Genomic DNA, 20,251 nt, shown 5'->3' on the forward strand with positions numbered 1-20,251 from the left:
CATTGCCATCCAAAGCATTTTTCTGTTTTTTAATGGAACGAAAGTGTTGGGTAAAAAAGACCCATATCGCATAATTTATAGAAAAAGGGAGAGGTTGGGATGCAGGGACTTAAAGCTCTGTTTAGTCGGCAGGATGACGTCAATTCGGTCGTCGCTGGAGTGAACGGGGGATTGAAAGAACAGCTTGTCGCGGGCCTTGCGGGCTCAGCCCGGACCGTCTTTTTAGCATCGGTGCTCGAACAGGCGGACAGGCCGGCGCTTGTGGTCACACATAACCTGCTGCAGGCTCAGAAGCTATATGATGATATAGCCAATCTAGCAGGGGAAGAACGAGTCTTCCTTTATCCGGCGAATGAACTGATTGCAGCGGAACTGAGTATATCCTCCCCGGAACTGAGAGCGCAGCGCATCGATGTGCTGAATCAGCTGATGGCCAAAGGAAAAGGGATTGTTATTGCACCAGTAGCGGGTGTTAGGAAACTGCTTCCACCGAAGGATTTATGGTCTCGTTTTCAGCTTCATTTTTCCGTTGGCGACGAGATTGATTTAGAGGAAGTGCTGAGGAAGTTTGTCAGCATGGGATATTCAAGGGTTCCCATGGTTTCTTCGCCGGGAGAATTCAGCGTTAGGGGCGGAATCATTGACATTTATCCGCTCACTGCTGCTGAGCCGCTGCGAATTGAGTTATTCGATACGGATATTGACTCCATCCGTTCATTTTCTCTTGAAGATCAGCGTTCAACAGGAAAGCTGATGGAAGTTTCTATCGGTCCTGCAACCGAGAACCCAGTGGAACAGGAGGATATGAAAAGGCTTGGTGAAAAGCTTGAGACTGGATTAGCTGGAAGCTTGAAAAGGCTGAAGGATGAAAAGGCGAGGAACCTGCTCGCCCAGAACATCGGACATGAACTCGAGCAGCTTCGAAGCGGACAGAAGCCTGAGCAGCTATTCAAATACTTGTCGCTGGCATACGAAAAGCCTCAAAGTTTGCTAGATTACTTGCCCGAGAAGGGTGTCGTATTCATTGATGAGCCTGGAAGGGTTCAGGAAATGACGGAAACCTTAGGCAAGGAAGAAGCAGAATGGCAAACAAGTCTGCTAGCTGAAGGCCAGATTTTGCATGATTTAAAGGTATCGCATAGCCTGTCTAGTCTTATTGGTCAAGGGAATCGCCCTGTTATCTATTTGTCTCTTTTTCTGAGGCATGTGATGAACACGAGTCCCCAGAATATCGTGAATGTTTCCTGCAAGCCAATGCAGAGTTTCCACGGCCAGATGAACCTGTTGAAGGGTGAACTTGAGCGTTGGAAAAAAGGCGGCTATACAGTTGTTTTTCTCGGTGCAGATAACGAACGGACAGGAAAGCTGGAAAGAGTGCTGGAAGATTACGAAATGACGGCTGTGAAGATGGAGGAGAACAAGCCTCTGCTCCAAGGGCATTCCCAAATACTTCAAGGCAGCCTGAATACTGGTTTCGAGATGCCAATCCAAAAGCTTGCAGTTATTACGGAAGAAGAGTTATTTAATAAAAAGTCTAAAAAGACGCCTCGCCGTCAAAAGCTGTCCAATGCGGAGCGAATTAAAAGCTATTCCGAGCTGAAGGCAGGGGACTATGTTGTCCATGTCAACCACGGAATCGGGAAGTATCTAGGAATTGAGACACTTATCATCAATGGCATCCATAAGGATTATCTTCACATTCGCTATCAGGGGACAGATAAGCTTTACGTTCCTGTCGAGCAAATTAACCTAGTGCAAAAGTATGTCGGTTCGGAAGGGAAAGAACCGAAAATTTACAAGCTTGGCGGCAGTGACTGGAAACGTGTGAAGAGCAAGGTCCATTCTTCCGTACAAAACATAGCAGACGATTTGATCAAGCTGTATGCTGAAAGAGAAGCAAGCGTAGGGTATGCTTTTTCACCGGATGGCGATATGCAGCGTGAATTTGAGATTTCTTTTCCATACCAGGAGACAGAGGATCAAATCAGGTCCATCCATGAAATCAAAAAGGATATGGAAAAACAGCGGCCAATGGACCGTCTTCTATGCGGAGATGTCGGTTATGGGAAGACCGAGGTGGCGATCAGGGCTGCCTTCAAGGCGATTGCAGACGGAAAGCAAGTAGCTTTCCTTGTTCCAACCACCATCCTTGCACAGCAGCATTATGAAACCATGAGGGAAAGATTCCAGGATTATCCTATCAATATTGGCCTTCTTAGCCGCTTTAAAACGAGGAAGCAGCAGAATGAAACGATCAAAGGATTGAAAGCCGGCAGCGTGGATATTGTGGTAGGAACGCATCGCATCCTGTCGAAGGATATCAGCTACCGGGATCTTGGCCTTCTCATCATTGATGAAGAGCAACGTTTCGGTGTGACGCATAAAGAAAAAATTAAGCAGCTGAAAACAAATGTGGACGTTTTGACACTGACGGCAACACCGATTCCGCGCACGCTTCATATGTCCATGCTTGGAGTGCGCGACCTTTCTGTTATCGAGACACCACCGGAAAATCGCTTTCCTGTCCAGACGTATGTGATGGAGTATAACGGAGGCCTTGTCCGCGAAGCAATTGAGCGGGAGCTTGCACGCGACGGGCAGGTATATTTTCTCTATAACCGCGTCGAGGATATCGAGCGGAAGGCAGAGGAAATTTCGATGCTCGTCCCTGATGCGAGGGTCACGTATGCGCATGGAAAAATGACAGAGAATGAGCTGGAATCCGTAATGCTGGGGTTCCTGGAAGGAGAATTCGATGTCCTTGTCAGCACAACGATCATTGAGACAGGTGTTGATATTCCGAATGTTAACACGCTGATTGTTAATGATGCAGACAAGATGGGCTTGTCCCAGCTCTATCAGCTCAGGGGGCGTGTTGGCCGCTCAAACAGGGTTGCCTATGCATACTTCACCTATCGAAAGGATAAAGTCTTGACGGAAGTGGCGGAAAAACGGCTGCAGTCTATCAAGGAATTCACTGAACTCGGATCTGGTTTTAAAATCGCGATGCGCGATTTATCCATCCGTGGAGCAGGAAACCTCCTCGGTGCCGAACAGCATGGATTCATTGATTCTGTAGGTTTTGATTTGTATTCCCAAATGCTCAAGGAAGCAATCGAAGAGCGCAAGGATCTTCGCGATCAAGCACCAAAAAGGCAGCAAGTGGAAATTGATCTTGAGGTGGACGCATATATACCGGACAGCTACATTCCAGACGGTCATCAAAAAATCGAAATGTACAAACGCTTCCGCGGCATTTCCGGGTTCCCTGATATCGATGACCTAAAAGAGGAAATGACAGACCGTTTCGGAGATTATCCAGGAGAAGTAGGAAATCTGTTCAAGGTGGCAGAATTAAAAATGTTTGCGGAAACTGCTGGGGTAGAATCAATCAAGCAGTCTAAGCAGGAAGTTATCATCCTTGTTTCAGAGGATGGCAGCAGCAGGATAGACGGGCAAAAGATTTTTAAATTGACGAGCGTGCACAGGAGAGCGATTTCCATAGGTATGGAAGGAAAAAAACTGAAAATGGCGATCCATACAAAAGGCATAGAACAAGAAAAATGGCTTAACCTCGTATTCGATATGGTAAAAGGCCTGCATGATTCTGTTGAGGAACCGAAGAACAGCGTATCTTGAGAATGTAATACAACTGTAAAACTGGAAAAGGTTTCATGTATAGGAAAACAGGGTAATTCAAACACAAAGGTTCTTACTGGAAGGTTTAACCGTTTTTGGCATGAATATCTCCCCTCAGAAAAAATATTTGCAGGTGTATAGAAATTTCCATATGAAAGATACTAAGTTCAAACTTGGCAGGGGCTGTGAATAAAGGCTCCACGGCTCCCGTCATTAATCACCAGATGAAAGTGAGGCAACGTTGATGAAAGCAACAGGTATTGTTCGTCGAATCGATGATTTAGGTCGGGTGGTTATTCCGAAAGAAATCCGGAGAACGCTTCGCATTCGCGAAGGAGATCCGCTTGAAATTTTTGTGGACAGGGATGGAGAAGTCATCCTGAAGAAGTATTCGCCAATCAGTGAGTTGGGTGATTTCGCCAGAGAATATGCAGAAGCACTTTATGACAGCCTTGGAAATCCGGTTCTTATTTGCGATAGGGATACATACATTGCAATGGCCGGTGGTTCCAAGAAAGATTATATGAATAAAAACATCAGTGATCTTGTCGAAAAGACAATGGAGGACCGTGGCTCCGTCATCGTAGACCAGCAGAGTACCATCGCGCTTGTTGAAGGAGCCGATGAAACAGTTTCCGCTTATACCATTGGGCCGATCATTGCAAACGGCGACCCGATTGGCGCAGTTATCATCTTCTCTAAAGAAGGCTCCCTCGGCGATGTCGAGCAAAAAGCAGTAGAAACAGCTGCAGGTTTCTTAGCAAGGCAAATGGAGCAGTAAGAAATGTGGAAGTGGTCAAGAACGATTTGAGACCACTGAAAATCTATAGGGAGTTAGAACTTTTTCTTACTCCACCAAAAAGTCATTCTTCTTTCCGGTTTCTGATAGAAGAATGACTTTTTATTTTATCTACCGAGTGGTATTCGCGCAAAGTGAAGCATCCAATTTAACAAAGAAACTCCCTTTATTTGGATTTATCGCCGGGGAAAGCAAGGATTCTTTATGTTATAATACTTGGGATGCTAGGATGGAAGGAGCTGGGCGATGAAGCCCGTTACAGAATCTAATGAACTTTTAAAGGGTGCGATGATCCTTACGCTGGCGGCATTGGCGACCAAAATTTTGAGCGCCGTCTATCGCGTACCTTTCCAAAATATCGTTGGGGATGTTGGTTTTTATATTTATCAGCAGGTGTATCCTTTTTACGGTGCGCTCCTTGTGCTCTCTACTTATGGGTTCCCTGTTGTTGTTTCGAAAGTATATGCCGAGAAACAGGCGGTGGGGGACAGTGACGGGGCGTTAAGATTTATCGGCGCATCGATTAAAATTATTTTTGCTTTTGGACTAATGCTTGCTCTGTTTTTCTATATAGGCTCGGACGGGCTTGCCGACGGAATGGGCGACCATCATCTCGGGCTGCTATTTCGCGTTTTAGCTGCAGCATGTGTATTCCTCCCGCTTATCTCCGTCATGCGGGGCTATTACCAAGGGAATGGGAATATGGTGCCGACGGCAGTCTCACAAGTGGGTGAACAATTCGTTAGGGTTGCCACAATCCTTGTGCTGTCAGCCTACTTTGTCCATAATGGATACTCACTTTACTATGCGGGTAGCGGAGCGGTGTTTGGCTCGGTAACCGGCGGAGCAGTCGCTGCGATGATCCTCGGCGCCTTTTTCTTGAAGAAAAACAGAAGTATGCCGTTAAGCGGACTAATGAAAAAAAGCTCCCCCAGAGAAATTCGTGAGGCTGCAAAATTGCTTGCTATTCAAGGGCTTGCGGTCAGCGTTGGCGGGATGCTTCTTATTTTGATGCAGATGGCTGATTCCTTTAATATGTATAATCTGTTGCTGAGTTTTGGTTTAACAGGAGAGGAAGCGAAAGCTGCGAAAGGGGTTTTTGACAGAGGACAGCCATTGATTCAGCTAGGGACCGTTGTGGCAACCTCTATCAGCCTTTCACTCATTCCGGCCATTTCAGCGGCAGTGCAAAAACAAAAGCTGGAAACAGTGAAGGCTAACACAAAGCTTGCTTTAGGGACAAGCCTTCTAGTTGGGGTAGGCGCTGCTGCCGGCCTTTTTTGTATCATAAAGCCGGTTAATATCATGCTTTTTGAAAATGATAACGGTTCGGCTGTTCTTGGCGTACTTTGTTTTGCCATTCTTTTTGGCTCCATGATCATCACGATTAATGGAATACTTCAAGGAATGGGATATTCGTTATTCACGGCATTTGTGATAGCGGGCGGTTTTTGTTTAAAGTATATGTTAAATATGTTATTCATTCCCATCAACGGAACAATGGGGGCTGCAGTGGCGACAGCAGGGGCGATGCTTGCTGTGTTTGCCGTGCTTGCAGCAAGGCTGGAGAAGCTGATGGGAGGCAGGCTCCTGCTGCCGAGCTTCATTGGAAGAGTTATCGCGGCTGCCATCCTGATGGGATTGTTCCTGCGCTTGTACTTGTACGCAACAGATTTCTTTTACCGCCTGGCGGATGAAAGGTTGGCCGCAGCTGCACAGTCACTTAGTGCGGTAGCATTTGGCGGGCTGCTATATTTAGCGGCTGCCGCAAAAATAGGGGCGCTGACAGAAGAGTCCTTGCTAGCGCTTCCGTTTGGCAGCAGGCTGTCGTTTCTATTCTCGACTAATAAAGGAGAAGGCAGAAAATGAAAAAGAAAATTACTGTAATCGGCCTTGGTGCCGGTGATTTGGCCCAAATGCCGTTTGGTGTATATAAGTTGCTGATAAAGAGCAGCACAAAAACCTTCCTTCGGACAAAAGAACATCCAGCAATTGCAGAGCTGCATGCGGAAGGCTACCATTTCGAATCATTTGACTCGATATATGAAAAACACAGCAGCTTCTCAGAAGTGTATGAAGAAATCGCCGAAACGCTGCTTGCTAATGCGGAAAACGAACCGATCGTCTACGCGGTTCCTGGACACCCGCTTGTCGCAGAATTCACGGTTCAGCTTCTTCTTGAACGCGGGCCAAAGCTGGAAATCGAAATTGAAATCGGCGGGGGCCAAAGCTTCCTTGACGCTATGTTTCAATCGCTCAAAATCGATCCGGTGGAAGGCTTCCAGCTGCTCGATGGAACAGCGCTTGAAATAGAGGATTTCAACCCTCGCGCGCATACGGTCATCGGCCAAGTTTACGACCGTTTTGTTGCTTCTGATGTGAAGTTATCCTTAATGGAGAAGCTTCCGGATGATCATGAGGTTGTCATTGTAACGGCGGCCGGAAGCAGCAGGGAGAGCATTCGGAAGGTTGCTTTATACGAGCTGGACAGAGAGACAGAGGTGGATAACCTAACATCCGTCTATGTTCCGCCGGTTGCAAAGGACCAGTTTTTACACAGGGAGTTTAGCACGCTCCGGAAGATTATTCGCACCCTTCGAGGGCCGGAAGGGTGTCCATGGGACCGGAAACAAACGCATGTTTCACTGAAAAAATACTTAATTGAAGAAGCGTACGAACTGATTGATGCAATTGATTCAGGCGATATTGATAACATGATCGAGGAGCTTGGGGACGTACTGCTTCAAGTGATGCTCCATTCTCAAATCGGTGATGATGACGGTTACTTCTCTATTGAAGACGTGATCGAGTCGATTTCCGAAAAAATGGTGCGTAGGCATCCGCATGTTTTTGGTAATGTTTCTGTGGAGAACGAAGAAGAGGTACTGAAGAATTGGGAGGAAATTAAAGCAGAGGAAAAAGGAGATACAAAGAAGTCCCTGCTTGATGGTGTCGGTAAAGGCCTTCCAAGGACGCTTGCAGCCTACGAGCTGCAGAAAGAAGCTGCAAAGACGGGATTTGATTGGCCAGATATTGCTCCAGTGCTCGACAAGCTTCAGGAAGAAGTTAGCGAGTTCAATGAAGAAGCCTCAAAAGGAGACAATCCTGCTGCTTTGGAGCTGGAGTATGGTGATATGCTGTTTGTTCTCGTTAACCTTGGCCGTCATTATGGCATTAATCCGGAAGAAGCTCTGAATAAAGCGAACCGCAAGTTTGTCCAACGCTTTGCTCATATTGAAAAAAGAGTACGGGAAAGCGGCAAAGATTTCCATGATTTTTCCCTCGAAGAGCTTGATACTTTTTGGGATGAAGCAAAAAAACTAGGATTTTAGCAAATTGGAGGTTTCATTTTTATGAGATTGGATAAATTTTTAAAGGTGTCTAGATTAATTAAAAGAAGAACGCTGGCTAAAGAAGTTTCTGACCAAGGGCGCATCAGTGTGAATGGGGTGACTGCGAAGGCCGGTACTACTATAAAGGCAGGCGATGAGCTTGTTATTCGCTTCGGGCAGAAGCATGTGACTGTACGGATCGAAAGGTTGCAGGAAAATTCCCGGAAAGAGGAAGCGGCTGAAATGTACACAATTTTAAAAGAAGAGCGTATCACAGAACAAGAGTAATAAAGAGAGCTTTCAAGGCTTGTTCTATTTTCTATCCGCAGACCATATACATGTACAAATCGTGCATAGATTGCGGGGGATAAGCAATGAGCCAATATTATGATTCAAATGTGCAGAAAAACAGTGTCCCTGACCATGATGTCATCATGAGGGGACGAAGAACGCTGGAAATCAGCGGCGTAAAGCAAGTAGAGAGCTTTGATAACGAAGAATTCTTGTTGGAAACAGTGATGGGATTTTTGGCAATCAAAGGTCAAAATTTAACAATGAAAAATCTTGATGTCGATAAAGGGATTGTTTCAATTAAAGGAAAAATATTTGACCTGGTCTATCTGGATGACCAGCATGGGGAGAAGGCTAAAGGATTCTTTAGCAAACTGTTCCGATGAGTTTGTCTGCCCAGTTTCTAACCATGATTGCCATGATCGGGATGGGGATGTTTTTCGGGGCAACGTTTGATACTTATAACCGTTTTTTGAAGCGCAGAAAGCGGAGCGCCTGGATCGTCTTCATCAACGATATCCTCTTTTGGGTAGCCCAGGGGCTCTTGATCTTTTATGTGCTTCTTTCCATTAATCAAGGAGAATTGCGCTTCTATGTCTTTGTTGCGCTTTTTTGCGGCTTTTCGGCATATCAAGCGCTGTTCAAGCGGACTTTTCTTAAAGTGCTCGACATGTTGATCTCCATGATCATCTCTCTTTATCGCTTTATTGTCAGGCTTCTGCAATTATTGATCGTTCAGCCGTTTAAGGCAATGTCACTTTTATTGGTTTCTGCAGTTCTTTTGACAGGAAGAGGTATTGTTTCATTGCTGAAATTCCTGTTATCTGTAGTTTTATCGTGTTTAAAGCTGATATGGAGGCCGGTATTAGGACTTTTAAGGATAATTTGGAACGTTTTGCCGAAAGGGTTTCAAATATATACCAAGAAGTTATATAATAAAATAGGAAGATGGATAAAAAAGCTAAATAACTTCTTGCACATGACGATAATAAAGATAAAAAAGTATAAAAAATGAGGAGGACTGCGAGGAATGAGTGCCATTAGGAAGAAAGGCGTCGCCACAATCGATAATCAGTATACACAACAACGCGAAACAGCCGGAATTGCCGAAACCAGGAGGCGGAAGCTATTAATCAGGCGCCTCGCAGTCTTCACTGCGTTCGCACTGGTCGTTTCCTATATGATGATCTCTATGATGCTTTCCCAAACCTCTGCACTTGCCCAAAAGCAAGCAGAGAAGGAAAAGCTGGACAAGAAGATGGAAGAGCTGAAAAAGCAGGAAGAAGAGCTGAAAGAAGAAGTGGTCAAGCTCAATGACGATGAATACATAGCCAAGCTAGCCCGACGAGATTATTTCCTTTCTGAGGACGGAGAAATCATCTTTAATCTCCCAAAGGATGAAAAGGAAAAAAAATCCGAATAGTCGGCTTATTGACACTGTTTTTTCGTATTGGGTATAATATACTTTAAAGTTGATTTTTTATTCTTTAAGGAGGAAATATTTTTTTATGTCAATTGAAGTAGGCAGCAAGTTACAGGGCAAGGTAACAGGGATTACAAATTTCGGAGCTTTTGTGGAGCTGCCGGGTGGTTCGACGGGCCTTGTCCATATCAGTGAAGTGGCCGACAATTATGTAAAGGATATCAATGACCATCTGAAAGTCGGCGATATGGTAGAAGTGAAGGTTATCAATGTAGAGAAAGACGGCAAGATTGGTTTGTCTATCAAGAAGGCAGTCGACCGTCCGGCTAGACCAGAGAGATCCGAATCAAAGCCATACTCACAGCGCCCACGCCATGGTGGCAGGCAGAATGACAGCAGGAACGCCCGCCCTGAAAATTTCGAAAGCAAAATGGCGAAATTCCTCAAGGACAGTGAAGACCGTTTGTCTTCTCTGAAGCGTAATACAGAATCAAAACGTGGCGGCAGAGGGGCTAGAAGAGGGTAACTTGTTGCTGAATTCTATATATGGAAGCAGGCCGATCGTACGGCTTGCTTTTTTTTTGGAAAGCAAGAGCATCCTTTCAATTCTATTTAAGAGAAAACGAGATGAGAAAAAGCACCGGCAAATTGCCGGTGCTTTTATTTGGTATGACCCCTACGGGATTCGAACCCGTGTTACCGCCGTGAAAGGGCGGTGTCTTAACCGCTTGACCAAGGGGCCGATAAGCCTGTCCTATTATGACAAGCACTTTGATATTGTCTGATAGCGGCGGAGGGGATCGAACCCCCGACCTTACGGGTATGAACCGTACGCTCTAGCCAGCTGAGCTACACCGCCAAAGTACTAACCTCATTTGAGGCACAAGAAATATATTACCCAGATAATGATTTTCTGTCAACATTATTTTCAATAAAGAGAGCTTTTTTTCGTTTTTTTTGTTATCAAAAGGAGAATACCTCGTTGTATCAGGGTGAAAGGTGAAAACCGTCGAAAGAAACTTCGTTGCTTGTCTGAACTTTTGACAAAATTCTGAAAAACTAACATTTATAATGACTCCAATGATAAATAAACGGGGAGAGTGAAACGATGCAAAATGCGGAGAGGAATATGATGAACCCGACTGGGGACCTTAATCTGGTGAAGCCTAAGCTTGATTTAGTCACCTTCTATGAAAGAATGCAGGCTAAAATGGAGAGTGTCCTCCTAAAGAAAGGCTATATATTTCTATTTATCGGTTTTTTGCTTGGACGGGCCCTCATCCTAGGAAAGCTTGCACCATTTGCCTTGCCTTTTTTTGGAGCAGTATATTTTCTGAAAAAGGATCGAGCACCGATTGCTTTATTTGGCCTTGTTGGAGGAGCGGCAACTCTAGGCCTCTTGAAGGCAGCAGCAGCATTTGGAAGTATTGCTCTATTCCTTGTATTGTTCCGGAGTTTGGGAAAACTGGTGAAGAACGAGCTCAGGGCATTACCATTCTACGTTTTTGCAGCAATTTTAATAGAAAAGATGTTGGAGATGGTCATCGTTTCCCGGGGAGTGTCCATTTACGGGGCAGCAATGGCAGGAATTGAGTCAGGATTAGCGCTTGTTTTAACCCTTATTTTCCTTCAAAGCATACCTCTGTTAACAGCGGGCAAGCGAAAGCAGAGTCTGAAAACAGAGGAAATCGTTTGTTTGATCATTATGCTTGCTTCTGTAATGACCGGGACGATCGGTTGGTCTTTATATGATCTTTCCGTTGAACATATCACGTCAAGGTACCTCGTCTTGCTTTTTTCCTTCGTGGCTGGAGCAACTGTCGGCTCCACTGTGGGTGTTGTGACGGGCCTCATCCTGAGCCTTGCTAATGTTACCAGCTTCTATCATATGAGTCTATTAGCCTTTTCTGGACTGCTAGGCGGCTTGCTGAAGGAAGGCAAGAAGCCGGGAGTTGCGGTTGGCCTTCTTATAGCGACTCTCTTGATCGGCATGTATGGAGAGGCAGGGGAGGCTCTGAATAAAACGCTGATGGAATCGGGTGCCGCCGTAATTATTTTCTTGCTGACTCCTAGTGCGCTGACGTCCAGAATTGCTAAACATATACCCGGAACACCGGAGTATTCGGCGGAACAGCAGCAGTATATGAGAAAAATGAGGGATGTTACGGCAAGGAGGGTTTCACAGTTTTCAAATGTATTCCAAGCGCTTTCGCAAAGCTTTTCTTCTATTGATGACCAGGATGAACATGAAGAGTCTGACAGGGGGATCGATTATTTCCTAAGCAATGTGACGGAAAAGACATGCCAAACATGTTTTAAAAAGGACCATTGCTGGGTGAGGAGCTTTAATACAACCTATGACTATATGGCGGATATTATGCACGAAATGGACAATAACGGAGGGAATGTGTCTACAAAGCTGACGCGGGATTGGGAGAAACACTGCACACGCTCTAAGAAAGTTTTCGAAGTGATGCAGCAGCAGCTTACTTTTTTTCAGGCGAACCGGAAGCTGAAGCGGCAAGTGCAGGAGAGCAGGAAAATCGTTGCGGAGCAGCTATTGGGCGTTTCAGAGGTGATGGGCGACTTTGCAAAGGAAATCCAGCGGGAACGGGAAAACCACCATAAGCAGGAGGAATTGATTTTTGGAGCGCTACAGGATTTTGGCATTGCGATTGAGCAAGTGGAGATTTATAGCCTTTCTCAGGGCAGCGTGGACATTGATATGACGATTCCGTACTGCAGGGGTCACGGTGAGTGCGAGAAGCTGATTGCACCAATGCTATCCGATATTCTTGGTGAAACCATCCTTGTGAACTCGGAACGTTGTTCCACGTTTCCAAATGGTTTCTGCCAGGTCACCTTTAAGTCGGCAAAGGCTTTTGTTGTCCAGACAGGCGTTGCCCATGCGGCAAAGGATGGTGATCTTGTCTCAGGGGACAGCTATTCTACCATCGAGCTTGGTGGTGGGAAGTATGCGATTGCAATCAGCGACGGGATGGGAAATGGTGAACGCGCCCACAGCGAAAGCCAGGAGACCCTTATGCTTTTGCAGCAAATTCTTCAGTCGGGCATCGAAGAAAAGGTTGCGATCAAGTCGGTGAATTCAATCCTGTCACTGAGAACAACGGACGAGATTTTCTCCACTCTCGACCTTGCAGTAATCGATTTGCAGAATGCCTATTCGAGGTTTCTCAAAATCGGCTCGACCCCAAGCTTTATCAAACGTGGAAATAAAACGATTAAAATCCAGGCGAGCAATCTGCCAATGGGAATTTTGCAGGATGTGGAAGTAGACGTTGTGAGTGAACAGCTAAAGGCAGGAGACCTGCTAATCATGATGAGTGACGGTGTGTTTGAAGGACCAAAGCATGTCGAAAACTATGATTTGTGGATGAAGAGGAAAATTCAAGAACTTCAGACAAATGACCCGCAATCAATTGCCGATCTTATCATGGAAGAAGTTATTCGCTCCCGCTCCAATATGATTGAAGATGATATGACCGTCGTGGTTGCGAAGATTGAACATAATATCCCAAAATGGGCATCCATCCCCGTGCCAAAGCAAGCAAAACAAGCTTAAGCCATGAGCGGCAGGGAGATCACCGCATTAACGCACCGCTCCCCCAAAGCGTGCCTGACCCCCGGCGCGTTAAAGTGTCAAAATGTATATTTCTTCCCCTTTCCGTCGAGAATGGTAACAAATTTAGCCATTTGAAAGGGGATTACCATGAAGACGGGAACGCTGAAGCAAATTTTGCTTATTACTGACGGTTGTTCAAACAAGGGAGAAGATCCAGTTGCAATGGCTGCGCTTGCCAGTGAGCAAGGCATTACGGTGAATGTGATAGGTGTTATGGAGCAGGATGCTATTGACGATAAAGGTCTAACGGAAATAGAATCCATCGCCGCGGCTGGCGGAGGTGTCAGCCAGGTAGTCTATTCCCAGCAGCTGTCGCAGACAGTCCAGATGGTCACAAGAAAAGCAATGACACAGACGTTACAAGGTGTCGTAAACAGTGAGCTGAAGCAAATACTTGGAAAGTCTAAAACGATGGAAGACCTGCCTCCTGAACAGCGAGGAGAAATCATGGAGGTTGTGGATGAGCTTGGTGAAACAGTGGAACTGGAAGTTATGATTCTAGTCGATACGAGTGCAAGTATGAAGCATAAGCTTCCAACGGTTAAAGAGGCATTATTGGACCTGAGCCTCAGCCTTAACGCAAGGTCAGGTGAGAACAGCTTTTCTGTTTTAGTATTTCCCGGGAAAAGGGCGGAGACGGAAAAACTTCTGGACTGGACGCCGCGACTGGAAAAACTCGCTTCCATCTTCCCAAAGCTAACAACTGGCGGAATAACACCAACTGGGCCGGCGATTCGTGAAGCAGCAGCTTCCTTCCGCCAAAAACGCTCACTAAGGAGTCTGCTTTCCAGTGATGATGAACAATCCTTCGAAGAATCCGTATAAAATTGAGCAGGGGACAATTATTTGCGGGAAATGGCACAAGCATACATATGTCATCATTCACGAGCTTGGATCCGGAGCGAATGGAACCGTCTATCTCGCAGGAACCGCCGGTGGCCGTACTGCTTTGAAAATTAGCCATGACCCATTGACCATCACATCGGAAGTCAATGTACTGAAGTCATTTGCTAAGGTCCAGGGATCTGCCCTTGGGCCTTCTTTGCTTGATGTGGACGATTGGGAAACACCCGAAGGGAGAATCTCTTTCTATGCAATGGAGTACATTTCCGGTCCGGGCTTCCTGGAATTTCTGGAGCAAAAAGGCATCGATTGGCTAGATGTGCTCTTGCTTCAATTGTTAAAAGATTTGCAAGTTCTTCATAAGAATGGCTGGATATTTGGTGATCTAAAACCGGAAAATCTTATTGTAACAGGGCCGCCAGCTCGAATAAGATGTATCGATACAGGCGGAACAACCCCAAAAGGGCGGGCAATCAAAGAGTTTACTGAATTTTTCGACAGGGGATACTGGGGTCTTGGCGGCAGGAAAGCGGATGAACAGTATGATTTGTTTGCTGTGGCTATGATTATAATCAACGCAGCCTATCCAAAGCGTTTCAGCCGGAAAGAAGGCGGGAAAGCCCAGTTGCTGGGTGCAGTGAACAGCTGCTCTATACTGACAAAATACAGCAACGTCATTGAATGCGCGCTGTCTGGAAGCTACCGATCAGCTGAAGAAATGCGAAAGGGCGTTCTTGGAGTCATCCAGCCGTCCCGGCAAAGCGGCCACCATCATACCAAGAATCAAAGCACATCCTCTTCCAAGAAGCGTCATCAGCAGAAAGGAAGCGCTGGTACCGGAACAGCCGCATTTCCAGGAAATTCTGCACGGAGAGGATCTCCTTTAAAGCATACCGCGGCCACACAACCAATCAAGGCAACAAGGACAACGAGATCAGCCCAGCATACTTCGGATAAAAAAAAGAAAAGCGGCTTGCTCGAGACTGCAGTTATCCTTGCAATTGTGTCAATTCTATATTTTTTTTATCTATACAGCCAGCTTGTATGAAATTTGAAACTTTTCCGCGATTATTCCGTATAGATAGAACAAGGCCAAATTTTGAAGGTTTTGTTAAGCCGGCCTTCAGCCTTTGAAAAAATAGCTCTGTTAGTGGTAAGCTACTGAATATTGACTAGCGAACGGTGAAATAATTAGCAACGCTACAAAATATGCGCTTCACTACCAGACGTCTAACACTAGTACGGCGAAATGGTTAACTGCCAACCGCTCAGGGTATAGGTGAAATCAAAGCAAAGGGAAGGCCTTTCGATGTTAGAAGAAAAAGTACAATCATTTTTAAAAAAACATGAATTTAAGCTCAATGGAAGATCGATAGCGGTCGGAGTATCAGGAGGACCGGATTCACTCGCTCTGCTCCACTATCTTTGGACCTTAAGGAATCGGCTTGAACTGCGCCTTGTTGCAGTCCATGTCGACCATATGTTCAGAGGGGAAGAGTCCTATCAGGAAGGGCTGTTCGTCCGCAATTTCTGTGAGGAACGGGACATTCCATTCGAAATGGAAAGAATGGACGTACCTGCCCATATGAAAGCGACAGGTTTAAGCTCTCAGCAAGCAGCAAGGGAACTGAGGTACCGTGTCTATCGAAAGGTAATGGATAGCCACAGGCTTCAATGCCTGGCGCTTGGGCATCACGGCGACGACCAACTCGAAACGGTACTGATGAGACTGACTCGCGGAAGTTCGGGAAAGGCCAGGGCGGGCATACCGTTTTCCCGAAATTTCTCCGGTGGAGTGCTTGTCAGGCCATTTCTGTGCCTCACAAAAGAAGAAATTGAGACTTACTGCCGTAAGAACAACCTTGATCCAAGAAGGGATCCTAGCAATAATAAAGAGGTTTATGGCAGGAACCGATTCCGGCACAGAGTGCTTCCTTTCTTAAAAAATGAAAATCCGAAAGTCCATGAGCACGTTCAGAGATTTAGTGAGGAAACTTTGGAAGATGAAGAATACCTAGCCCAATTAACCGCAGAGAAGTTGAATAAAGTGGTCGAGAAACAAAAAGGAAAGATTTCACTTCTTATCCCTTCTTTCCTTGCAATGCCAATGCCTTTACAAAGAAGAGGGATTAAACTAATATTAAACTATCTTTATGAAGAGAAACCTTCTTCTCTTTCCGCTTCGCATATCGATGAAATCTTTTCCATCATCTGCAGTCAAAAACCTTCGGGTTCACTTGATTTCCCAAAAGGGCTTAAGGTGAAAAGATCTTACCATAAATGCCATTTTATACTTTCTGAAGCGAAGAGTGAATGTCTGCCGTACCGCTACAGCCTTGATGGTCCTGGAAGCATTGTTCTGCCAACAGGTGAAGCGATTGAAGCGAGGGAAATAGACACCTTCTCCCCACAAAAAGGTGCATATTCCATGACGTTGGACGCTTCAGAAATCGTGTGGCCCCTAATTATCAGAACACGAAAGTCAGGCGACAGGATGACATTACATGGTATGTGCGGAACGAAAAAGATAAAAGATATTTTTATTAACGAAAAAATCCCTCTCACCGAAAGGGATGAATGGCCAGTTGTCACGGACGGAAACGGCCGCATCCTATGGCTGCCGGGCCTGAAAAAATCAAGTTTTGCAGCAAAGACCGGCCGTGATAGCGGGAAATATATGCAACTTTTCTATACTAAGCAGATTTCTTCCAGGGGGCGCAACAATCATGAAACAAGACATTGAAAAAGTACTTTTTTCTGAAGAAGAGATTCAGGCAAAAACGAAGGAACTCGCAGCACAGCTTACAGAGGAATACAAAGACCGCTTTCCACTAGCAATTGGTGTGCTGAAAGGCGCGTTGCCGTTCATGGGTGACCTGCTAAAGCGAATCGATACCCATCTTGAAATGGATTTTATGGATGTATCGAGCTACGGCAAGTCAACGGTTTCTTCTGGGGAGGTCAAAATTCTAAAGGATCTTGACACTTCTGTTGAAGGAAGGGATATCCTTATTATCGAGGATATCATCGACAGTGGCCTTACTTTAAGCTATCTCGTCGAACTGTTCCGCTATCGAAAGGCAAAAACGATTAAGATTGTTACATTGCTTGACAAGCCAACAGGCAGAAAATCGGATATTTCGGCTGATTACGTCGGATTTATTGTTCCAGACGAATTCGTTGTCGGCTATGGATTGGATTATGCGGAACGTTACCGCAACCTTCCATACATCGGCATACTGAAGCCGGAAGTTTATACGAAAAGCGAATAGCTTCCAAGAGCACATACCGATTCTATCTAGCGCTGGGCAAGGTCAATTCCTTGAATAACCATAAATTACTATGTTACTATTTACTATAGTTTTCTACCGTGGGAGGAGGTAAGGGATGAATCGGATCTTCCGTAATACCATCTTTTATTTATTAATATTCTTAGTCATTATTGGTGTAGTAAGCTTCTTTAACGGCAATAATGAGCCAACGAAGCATATCACCTATGATAAATTCGTCACTCATATCGAGAATGGCGATTTCAAGTCCATGACCATACAGCCTGAACGCGGCGTGTACGAGGTCAGAGGACAGCTCAAGGGAGACAAAAAAGAAAATTTTTTCCTTACCTATGTACTTAACAGCGAAAAGCAAGTCAACCAGATTCAAGATGCAGCGAAAGCGGCGAAGGTGGAAATCCTTCCAGCAAAAGAAACAAACGGATGGATTGCTTTCATCACCTCCATTATTCCGTTCATCATTATTTTCATTTTGTTCTTCTTCCTGATGAATCAAGCACAGGGCGGCGGCAGCAGAGTGATGAACTTTGGAAAGAGCAAAGCGAAGCTCTATAACGATGAGAAGAAAAAAGTCCGCTTCAAGGACGTTGCAGGCGCAGACGAGGAAAAGCAAGAGCTTGTCGAAGTGGTCGAATTCCTTAAAGACCCTCGAAAGTTTGCCGAACTAGGCGCTCGTATCCCTAAAGGCATCTTGCTTGTAGGACCTCCAGGAACAGGTAAAACCCTTCTTGCGAGAGCTGCAGCAGGCGAAGCAGGCGTACCGTTTTTCTCCATCAGCGGTTCCGACTTTGTGGAAATGTTCGTGGGTGTGGGTGCATCCCGTGTTCGTGATTTGTTCGAAACAGCGAAAAAGAATGCACCATGTATCATTTTCATCGATGAAATTGATGCAGTCGGCCGCCAGCGGGGCGCCGGTCTTGGCGGAGGCCATGATGAGCGGGAGCAGACGCTGAACCAGCTTCTTGTTGAAATGGATGGTTTCGGTGCGAACGAAGGCATCATCATCGTAGCAGCAACAAACAGGCCGGATATCCTGGACCCGGCACTTCTGCGTCCTGGACGTTTCGACCGCCAGATTACAGTAGACCGTCCGGATGTAAATGGACGCGAAGCGGTGCTGAAAGTCCATGCTAGAAACAAGCCGCTTGATGATTCTGTTAACCTGAAAAGCATTGCACAGCGTACACCTGGATTCTCAGGGGCGGATTTGGAGAACCTTCTCAATGAAGCAGCACTTGTTGCAGCCCGCTTAAACAAGAAGAAAATCCAGATGTCCGATATCGATGAGGCGACAGATCGTGTCATTGCGGGACCAGCCAAGAAAAGCCGTGTTATTTCGGAAAAAGAACGAAACATCGTGGCATTCCACGAAGGCGGCCACACAGTTATTGGACTTGTATTGGATGAAGCAGATATTGTTCACAAGGTAACGATTGTACCGCGTGGGCAGGCTGGCGGATATGCGGTCATGCTTCCAAAAGAGGACCGCTACTTCATGACAAAGCCGGAGCTTCTTGATAAAATTACCGGCCTTCTCGGCGGTCGTGTAGCGGAGGAAATTGTCTTCGGTGAAGTGAGCACGGGTGCCCACAACGACTTCCAGCGTGCTACCGGCATTGCAAGGAGGATGGTAACTGAATTTGGGATGAGTGACAAACTTGGACCATTGCAGTTTGGCCAAAGTCAAGGGCAGGTTTTCCTTGGCCGCGATTTCAACAATGAACAGAATTATTCTGATGCTATCGCTTATGAAATCGACCTTGAAATCCAACGGATCATCAAGGAATGCTATGAAAGAGCAAGGCAGATTCTCACTGAAAATCGCGACAAGCTTGATATAATTGCAACAACCCTTCTGGAAGTGGAAACATTGGATGCCGATCAAATTAAGCATCTGGTGGAAACAGGAAAGCTTCCGGAAAAGAACGCTCCGATTCGTCAGGACGATGATGTCAAAGTGACTATCAACTCCAAGAAGGACGAAGCGACAGGTGAAGGAGAAATTACAGAAGTTCGTGGGAATTCTCCTGCTGATGTCAATGAAGATGACCAGAAATAACAATGTGAAGGGCGCTCCCATAAAGGGCGCCCTTTGTTGCGCCTTGCTCTTGTTATTCATCGCGGAAGCACCTTGCGCATTTCTTCCGCTTTTCTTTTACATTGTGTTATGATGTTTGCATGCAGTTTTGAAAATATAATAGAGTGGTGAGGAACTTGATTTTTGTATTTGATGTAGGGAATACGAATATAGTTTTAGGGGTATACGAACAAGACGAACTAAAGCATCACTGGAGGATCGAAACGAACCGCCATCGCAGCGAAGATGAATACGGAATGGTCATCAAATCCCTTTTCAATCATGTCGGCCTTTCTTTTTCCGATATTGATGGTATTATCATATCCTCGGTAGTGCCTCCGATTATGTTCGCCCTGGAAAGAATGTGCCAGAAATATTTCCAAGTGAAGCCACTCGTGGTGGGACCTGGGATTAAGACAGGCCTCAATATAAAATACGAAAATCCGCGCGAAGTGGGTGCTGATAGAATCGTAAATGCGGTTGCAGCTATCCATGAGTATGGCAGCCCGCTCATTATTGTGGACTTCGGAACAGCGACAACCTATTGCTACATCAACGAACAGAAGCAATATATGGGTGGCGCTATTGCACCAGGCATCGGCATTTCCACTGAAGCGCTTTATTCGCGTGCCGCAAAGCTGCCACGTATTGAAATCACCCGTCCGGATGATGTCATTGGAAAAAACACTATCTCTGCCATGGAGTCGGGGATTGTCTACGGCTATGTTGGCCAGGTAGAAGGACTAGTGCAGCGCATGAAGGATATTAGTAAAACGGAACCAACAGTCATTGCAACTGGCGGACTTGCATCCTTGATTGCAACAGAGTCAAAAATTATTGATATAGTTGATCCATTTTTAACATTGAAGGGTCTTCAGCTCATTTATAGACGCAATAGTGACTAAACAAAGGAA

General features: G+C 45.7%; 16 protein-coding genes and 2 tRNA genes. 16 read left to right on the forward strand and 2 right to left on the reverse strand.

The features are described from left to right. The first annotated feature begins 99 nt into the window (after nt 1-99). The 9 genes from mfd (at nt 100) to BQ5796_RS02470 (ending at nt 10,010) form a co-directional block, all read left to right on the forward strand. Nucleotides 100-3,639: a transcription-repair coupling factor gene (gene mfd, locus BQ5796_RS02430; RefSeq protein ID WP_071458815.1), complete on the forward strand. Its 3,540-nt coding sequence runs from the start codon at nt 100-102 to the stop codon at nt 3,637-3,639. A 244-nt stretch (nt 3,640-3,883) separates the two neighbouring features. Further along, nucleotides 3,884-4,420: a stage V sporulation protein T gene (gene spoVT / locus BQ5796_RS02435; protein ID WP_071458816.1), complete on the forward strand. Its 537-nt coding sequence runs from the start codon at nt 3,884-3,886 to the stop codon at nt 4,418-4,420. Between the two features lie 264 nt (nt 4,421-4,684). Next, nucleotides 4,685-6,307, forward strand: a complete 1,623-nt coding sequence (locus tag BQ5796_RS02440; RefSeq protein ID WP_071458817.1) for a putative polysaccharide biosynthesis protein — start codon at nt 4,685-4,687, stop codon at nt 6,305-6,307. Further along, entirely contained in the window at nt 6,304-7,770 is a 1,467-nt protein-coding gene (yabN, locus tag BQ5796_RS02445; RefSeq protein WP_071458818.1) for a bifunctional methyltransferase/pyrophosphohydrolase YabN, read from the forward strand. Before BQ5796_RS02440 ends, yabN begins: the two co-directional genes overlap by 4 nt. 21 nt (nt 7,771-7,791) lie before the next feature. Continuing rightward, on the forward strand, nt 7,792-8,058 hold the full coding sequence (locus BQ5796_RS02450; protein ID WP_071458819.1) for an RNA-binding S4 domain-containing protein: 267 nt from the start codon (nt 7,792-7,794) through the stop codon (nt 8,056-8,058). Nucleotides 8,059-8,144: 86 nt separating this feature from the next. Continuing rightward, a complete protein-coding gene (gene yabP / locus BQ5796_RS02455) occupies nt 8,145-8,447 on the forward strand; it encodes a sporulation protein YabP (protein ID WP_071458820.1) in 303 nt (100 codons plus the stop codon). Nucleotides 8,448-8,494: 47 nt separating this feature from the next. Beyond that, nucleotides 8,495-9,076, forward strand: coding sequence for a spore cortex biosynthesis protein YabQ (yabQ, locus tag BQ5796_RS18805; RefSeq protein ID WP_428839312.1), 582 nt, complete (start codon nt 8,495-8,497; stop codon nt 9,074-9,076). Between the two features lie 15 nt (nt 9,077-9,091). Continuing rightward, complete coding sequence (locus BQ5796_RS02465) at nt 9,092-9,484, forward strand: septum formation initiator family protein (RefSeq protein WP_071458822.1); 393 nt, start codon at nt 9,092-9,094, stop codon at nt 9,482-9,484. Nucleotides 9,485-9,569: 85 nt separating this feature from the next. Further along, nucleotides 9,570-10,010: a S1 domain-containing RNA-binding protein gene (locus BQ5796_RS02470; protein WP_071458823.1), complete on the forward strand. Its 441-nt coding sequence runs from the start codon at nt 9,570-9,572 to the stop codon at nt 10,008-10,010. Nucleotides 10,011-10,154: 144 nt separating this feature from the next. Here the strand turns inward: BQ5796_RS02470 and BQ5796_RS02475 are convergent. Both BQ5796_RS02475 and BQ5796_RS02480 read right to left on the reverse strand, forming a co-directional pair. Further along, nucleotides 10,155-10,226, reverse strand: a tRNA-Glu gene (locus tag BQ5796_RS02475). Nucleotides 10,227-10,269: 43 nt separating this feature from the next. Continuing rightward, nucleotides 10,270-10,343, reverse strand: a tRNA-Met gene (locus BQ5796_RS02480). Nucleotides 10,344-10,592: 249 nt separating this feature from the next. On the opposite strand from BQ5796_RS02480, the gene spoIIE reads away from it, so the two are divergent. The 7 genes from spoIIE to BQ5796_RS02515 all read left to right on the forward strand — a co-directional run bounded on the left by spoIIE (nt 10,593) and on the right by BQ5796_RS02515 (nt 20,242). After that, complete coding sequence (spoIIE, locus tag BQ5796_RS02485) at nt 10,593-13,067, forward strand: stage II sporulation protein E (protein WP_071458824.1); 2,475 nt, start codon at nt 10,593-10,595, stop codon at nt 13,065-13,067. 147 nt (nt 13,068-13,214) lie between these two features. Then, the gene (locus BQ5796_RS02490) at nt 13,215-13,952 is read left to right on the forward strand and encodes a VWA domain-containing protein (protein WP_071458825.1); all 738 of its coding nucleotides are present in this window, start codon (nt 13,215-13,217) and stop codon (nt 13,950-13,952) included. Continuing rightward, entirely contained in the window at nt 13,921-15,018 is a 1,098-nt protein-coding gene (locus BQ5796_RS02495; protein WP_071458826.1) for a protein kinase domain-containing protein, read from the forward strand. The genes BQ5796_RS02490 and BQ5796_RS02495 overlap by 32 nt, the downstream gene beginning before the upstream one ends. Nucleotides 15,019-15,279: 261 nt before the next feature. Beyond that, nucleotides 15,280-16,713 (forward strand): tRNA lysidine(34) synthetase TilS, encoded by a 1,434-nt coding sequence (gene tilS / locus BQ5796_RS02500; RefSeq protein ID WP_071458827.1) that lies wholly within the window; start codon nt 15,280-15,282, stop codon nt 16,711-16,713. Further along, nucleotides 16,694-17,242 carry a hypoxanthine phosphoribosyltransferase gene (gene hpt, locus BQ5796_RS02505; protein WP_071461113.1) on the forward strand — a complete coding sequence of 183 codons (549 nt, stop codon included), beginning with the start codon at nt 16,694-16,696 and terminating at the stop codon, nt 17,240-17,242. Before tilS ends, hpt begins: the two co-directional genes overlap by 20 nt. 115 nt (nt 17,243-17,357) lie before the next feature. Continuing rightward, entirely contained in the window at nt 17,358-19,319 is a 1,962-nt protein-coding gene (ftsH, locus tag BQ5796_RS02510) for an ATP-dependent zinc metalloprotease FtsH (protein WP_071458828.1), read from the forward strand. A gap of 155 nt (nt 19,320-19,474) precedes the next feature. Beyond that, nucleotides 19,475-20,242: a type III pantothenate kinase gene (locus tag BQ5796_RS02515; protein ID WP_071458829.1), complete on the forward strand. Its 768-nt coding sequence runs from the start codon at nt 19,475-19,477 to the stop codon at nt 20,240-20,242. Nucleotides 20,243-20,251 lie beyond the last annotated feature (9 nt).

Origin of the sequence: Bacillus massilinigeriensis (assembly GCF_900111815.1) — a bacterium.
In the GTDB taxonomy this organism is placed as follows: domain Bacteria; phylum Bacillota; class Bacilli; order Bacillales; family Cytobacillaceae; genus Mesobacillus_C; species Mesobacillus_C mediterraneensis.

Excerpts from the sequence above, each read along its gene's own strand:
- mfd (WP_071458815.1), top strand. The coding sequence starts at position 100 with ATGCAGGGACTTAAAGCTCTGTTTAGTCGGCAGGATGACGTCAATTCG.
- spoVT (WP_071458816.1), top strand. The coding sequence starts at position 3,884 with ATGAAAGCAACAGGTATTGTTCGTCGAATCGATGATTTAGGTCGGGTG.
- BQ5796_RS02440 (WP_071458817.1), top strand. The coding sequence starts at position 4,685 with ATGAAGCCCGTTACAGAATCTAATGAACTTTTAAAGGGTGCGATGATC.
- yabN (WP_071458818.1), top strand. The coding sequence starts at position 6,304 with ATGAAAAAGAAAATTACTGTAATCGGCCTTGGTGCCGGTGATTTGGCC.
- BQ5796_RS02450 (WP_071458819.1), top strand. The coding sequence starts at position 7,792 with ATGAGATTGGATAAATTTTTAAAGGTGTCTAGATTAATTAAAAGAAGA.
- yabP (WP_071458820.1), top strand. The coding sequence starts at position 8,145 with ATGAGCCAATATTATGATTCAAATGTGCAGAAAAACAGTGTCCCTGAC.
- yabQ (WP_428839312.1), top strand. The coding sequence starts at position 8,495 with ATGTTTTTCGGGGCAACGTTTGATACTTATAACCGTTTTTTGAAGCGC.
- BQ5796_RS02465 (WP_071458822.1), top strand. The coding sequence starts at position 9,092 with ATGAGTGCCATTAGGAAGAAAGGCGTCGCCACAATCGATAATCAGTAT.
- BQ5796_RS02470 (WP_071458823.1), top strand. The coding sequence starts at position 9,570 with ATGTCAATTGAAGTAGGCAGCAAGTTACAGGGCAAGGTAACAGGGATT.
- spoIIE (WP_071458824.1), top strand. The coding sequence starts at position 10,593 with ATGCAAAATGCGGAGAGGAATATGATGAACCCGACTGGGGACCTTAAT.
- BQ5796_RS02490 (WP_071458825.1), top strand. The coding sequence starts at position 13,215 with ATGAAGACGGGAACGCTGAAGCAAATTTTGCTTATTACTGACGGTTGT.
- BQ5796_RS02495 (WP_071458826.1), top strand. The coding sequence starts at position 13,921 with ATGATGAACAATCCTTCGAAGAATCCGTATAAAATTGAGCAGGGGACA.
- tilS (WP_071458827.1), top strand. The coding sequence starts at position 15,280 with ATGTTAGAAGAAAAAGTACAATCATTTTTAAAAAAACATGAATTTAAG.
- ftsH (WP_071458828.1), top strand. The coding sequence starts at position 17,358 with ATGAATCGGATCTTCCGTAATACCATCTTTTATTTATTAATATTCTTA.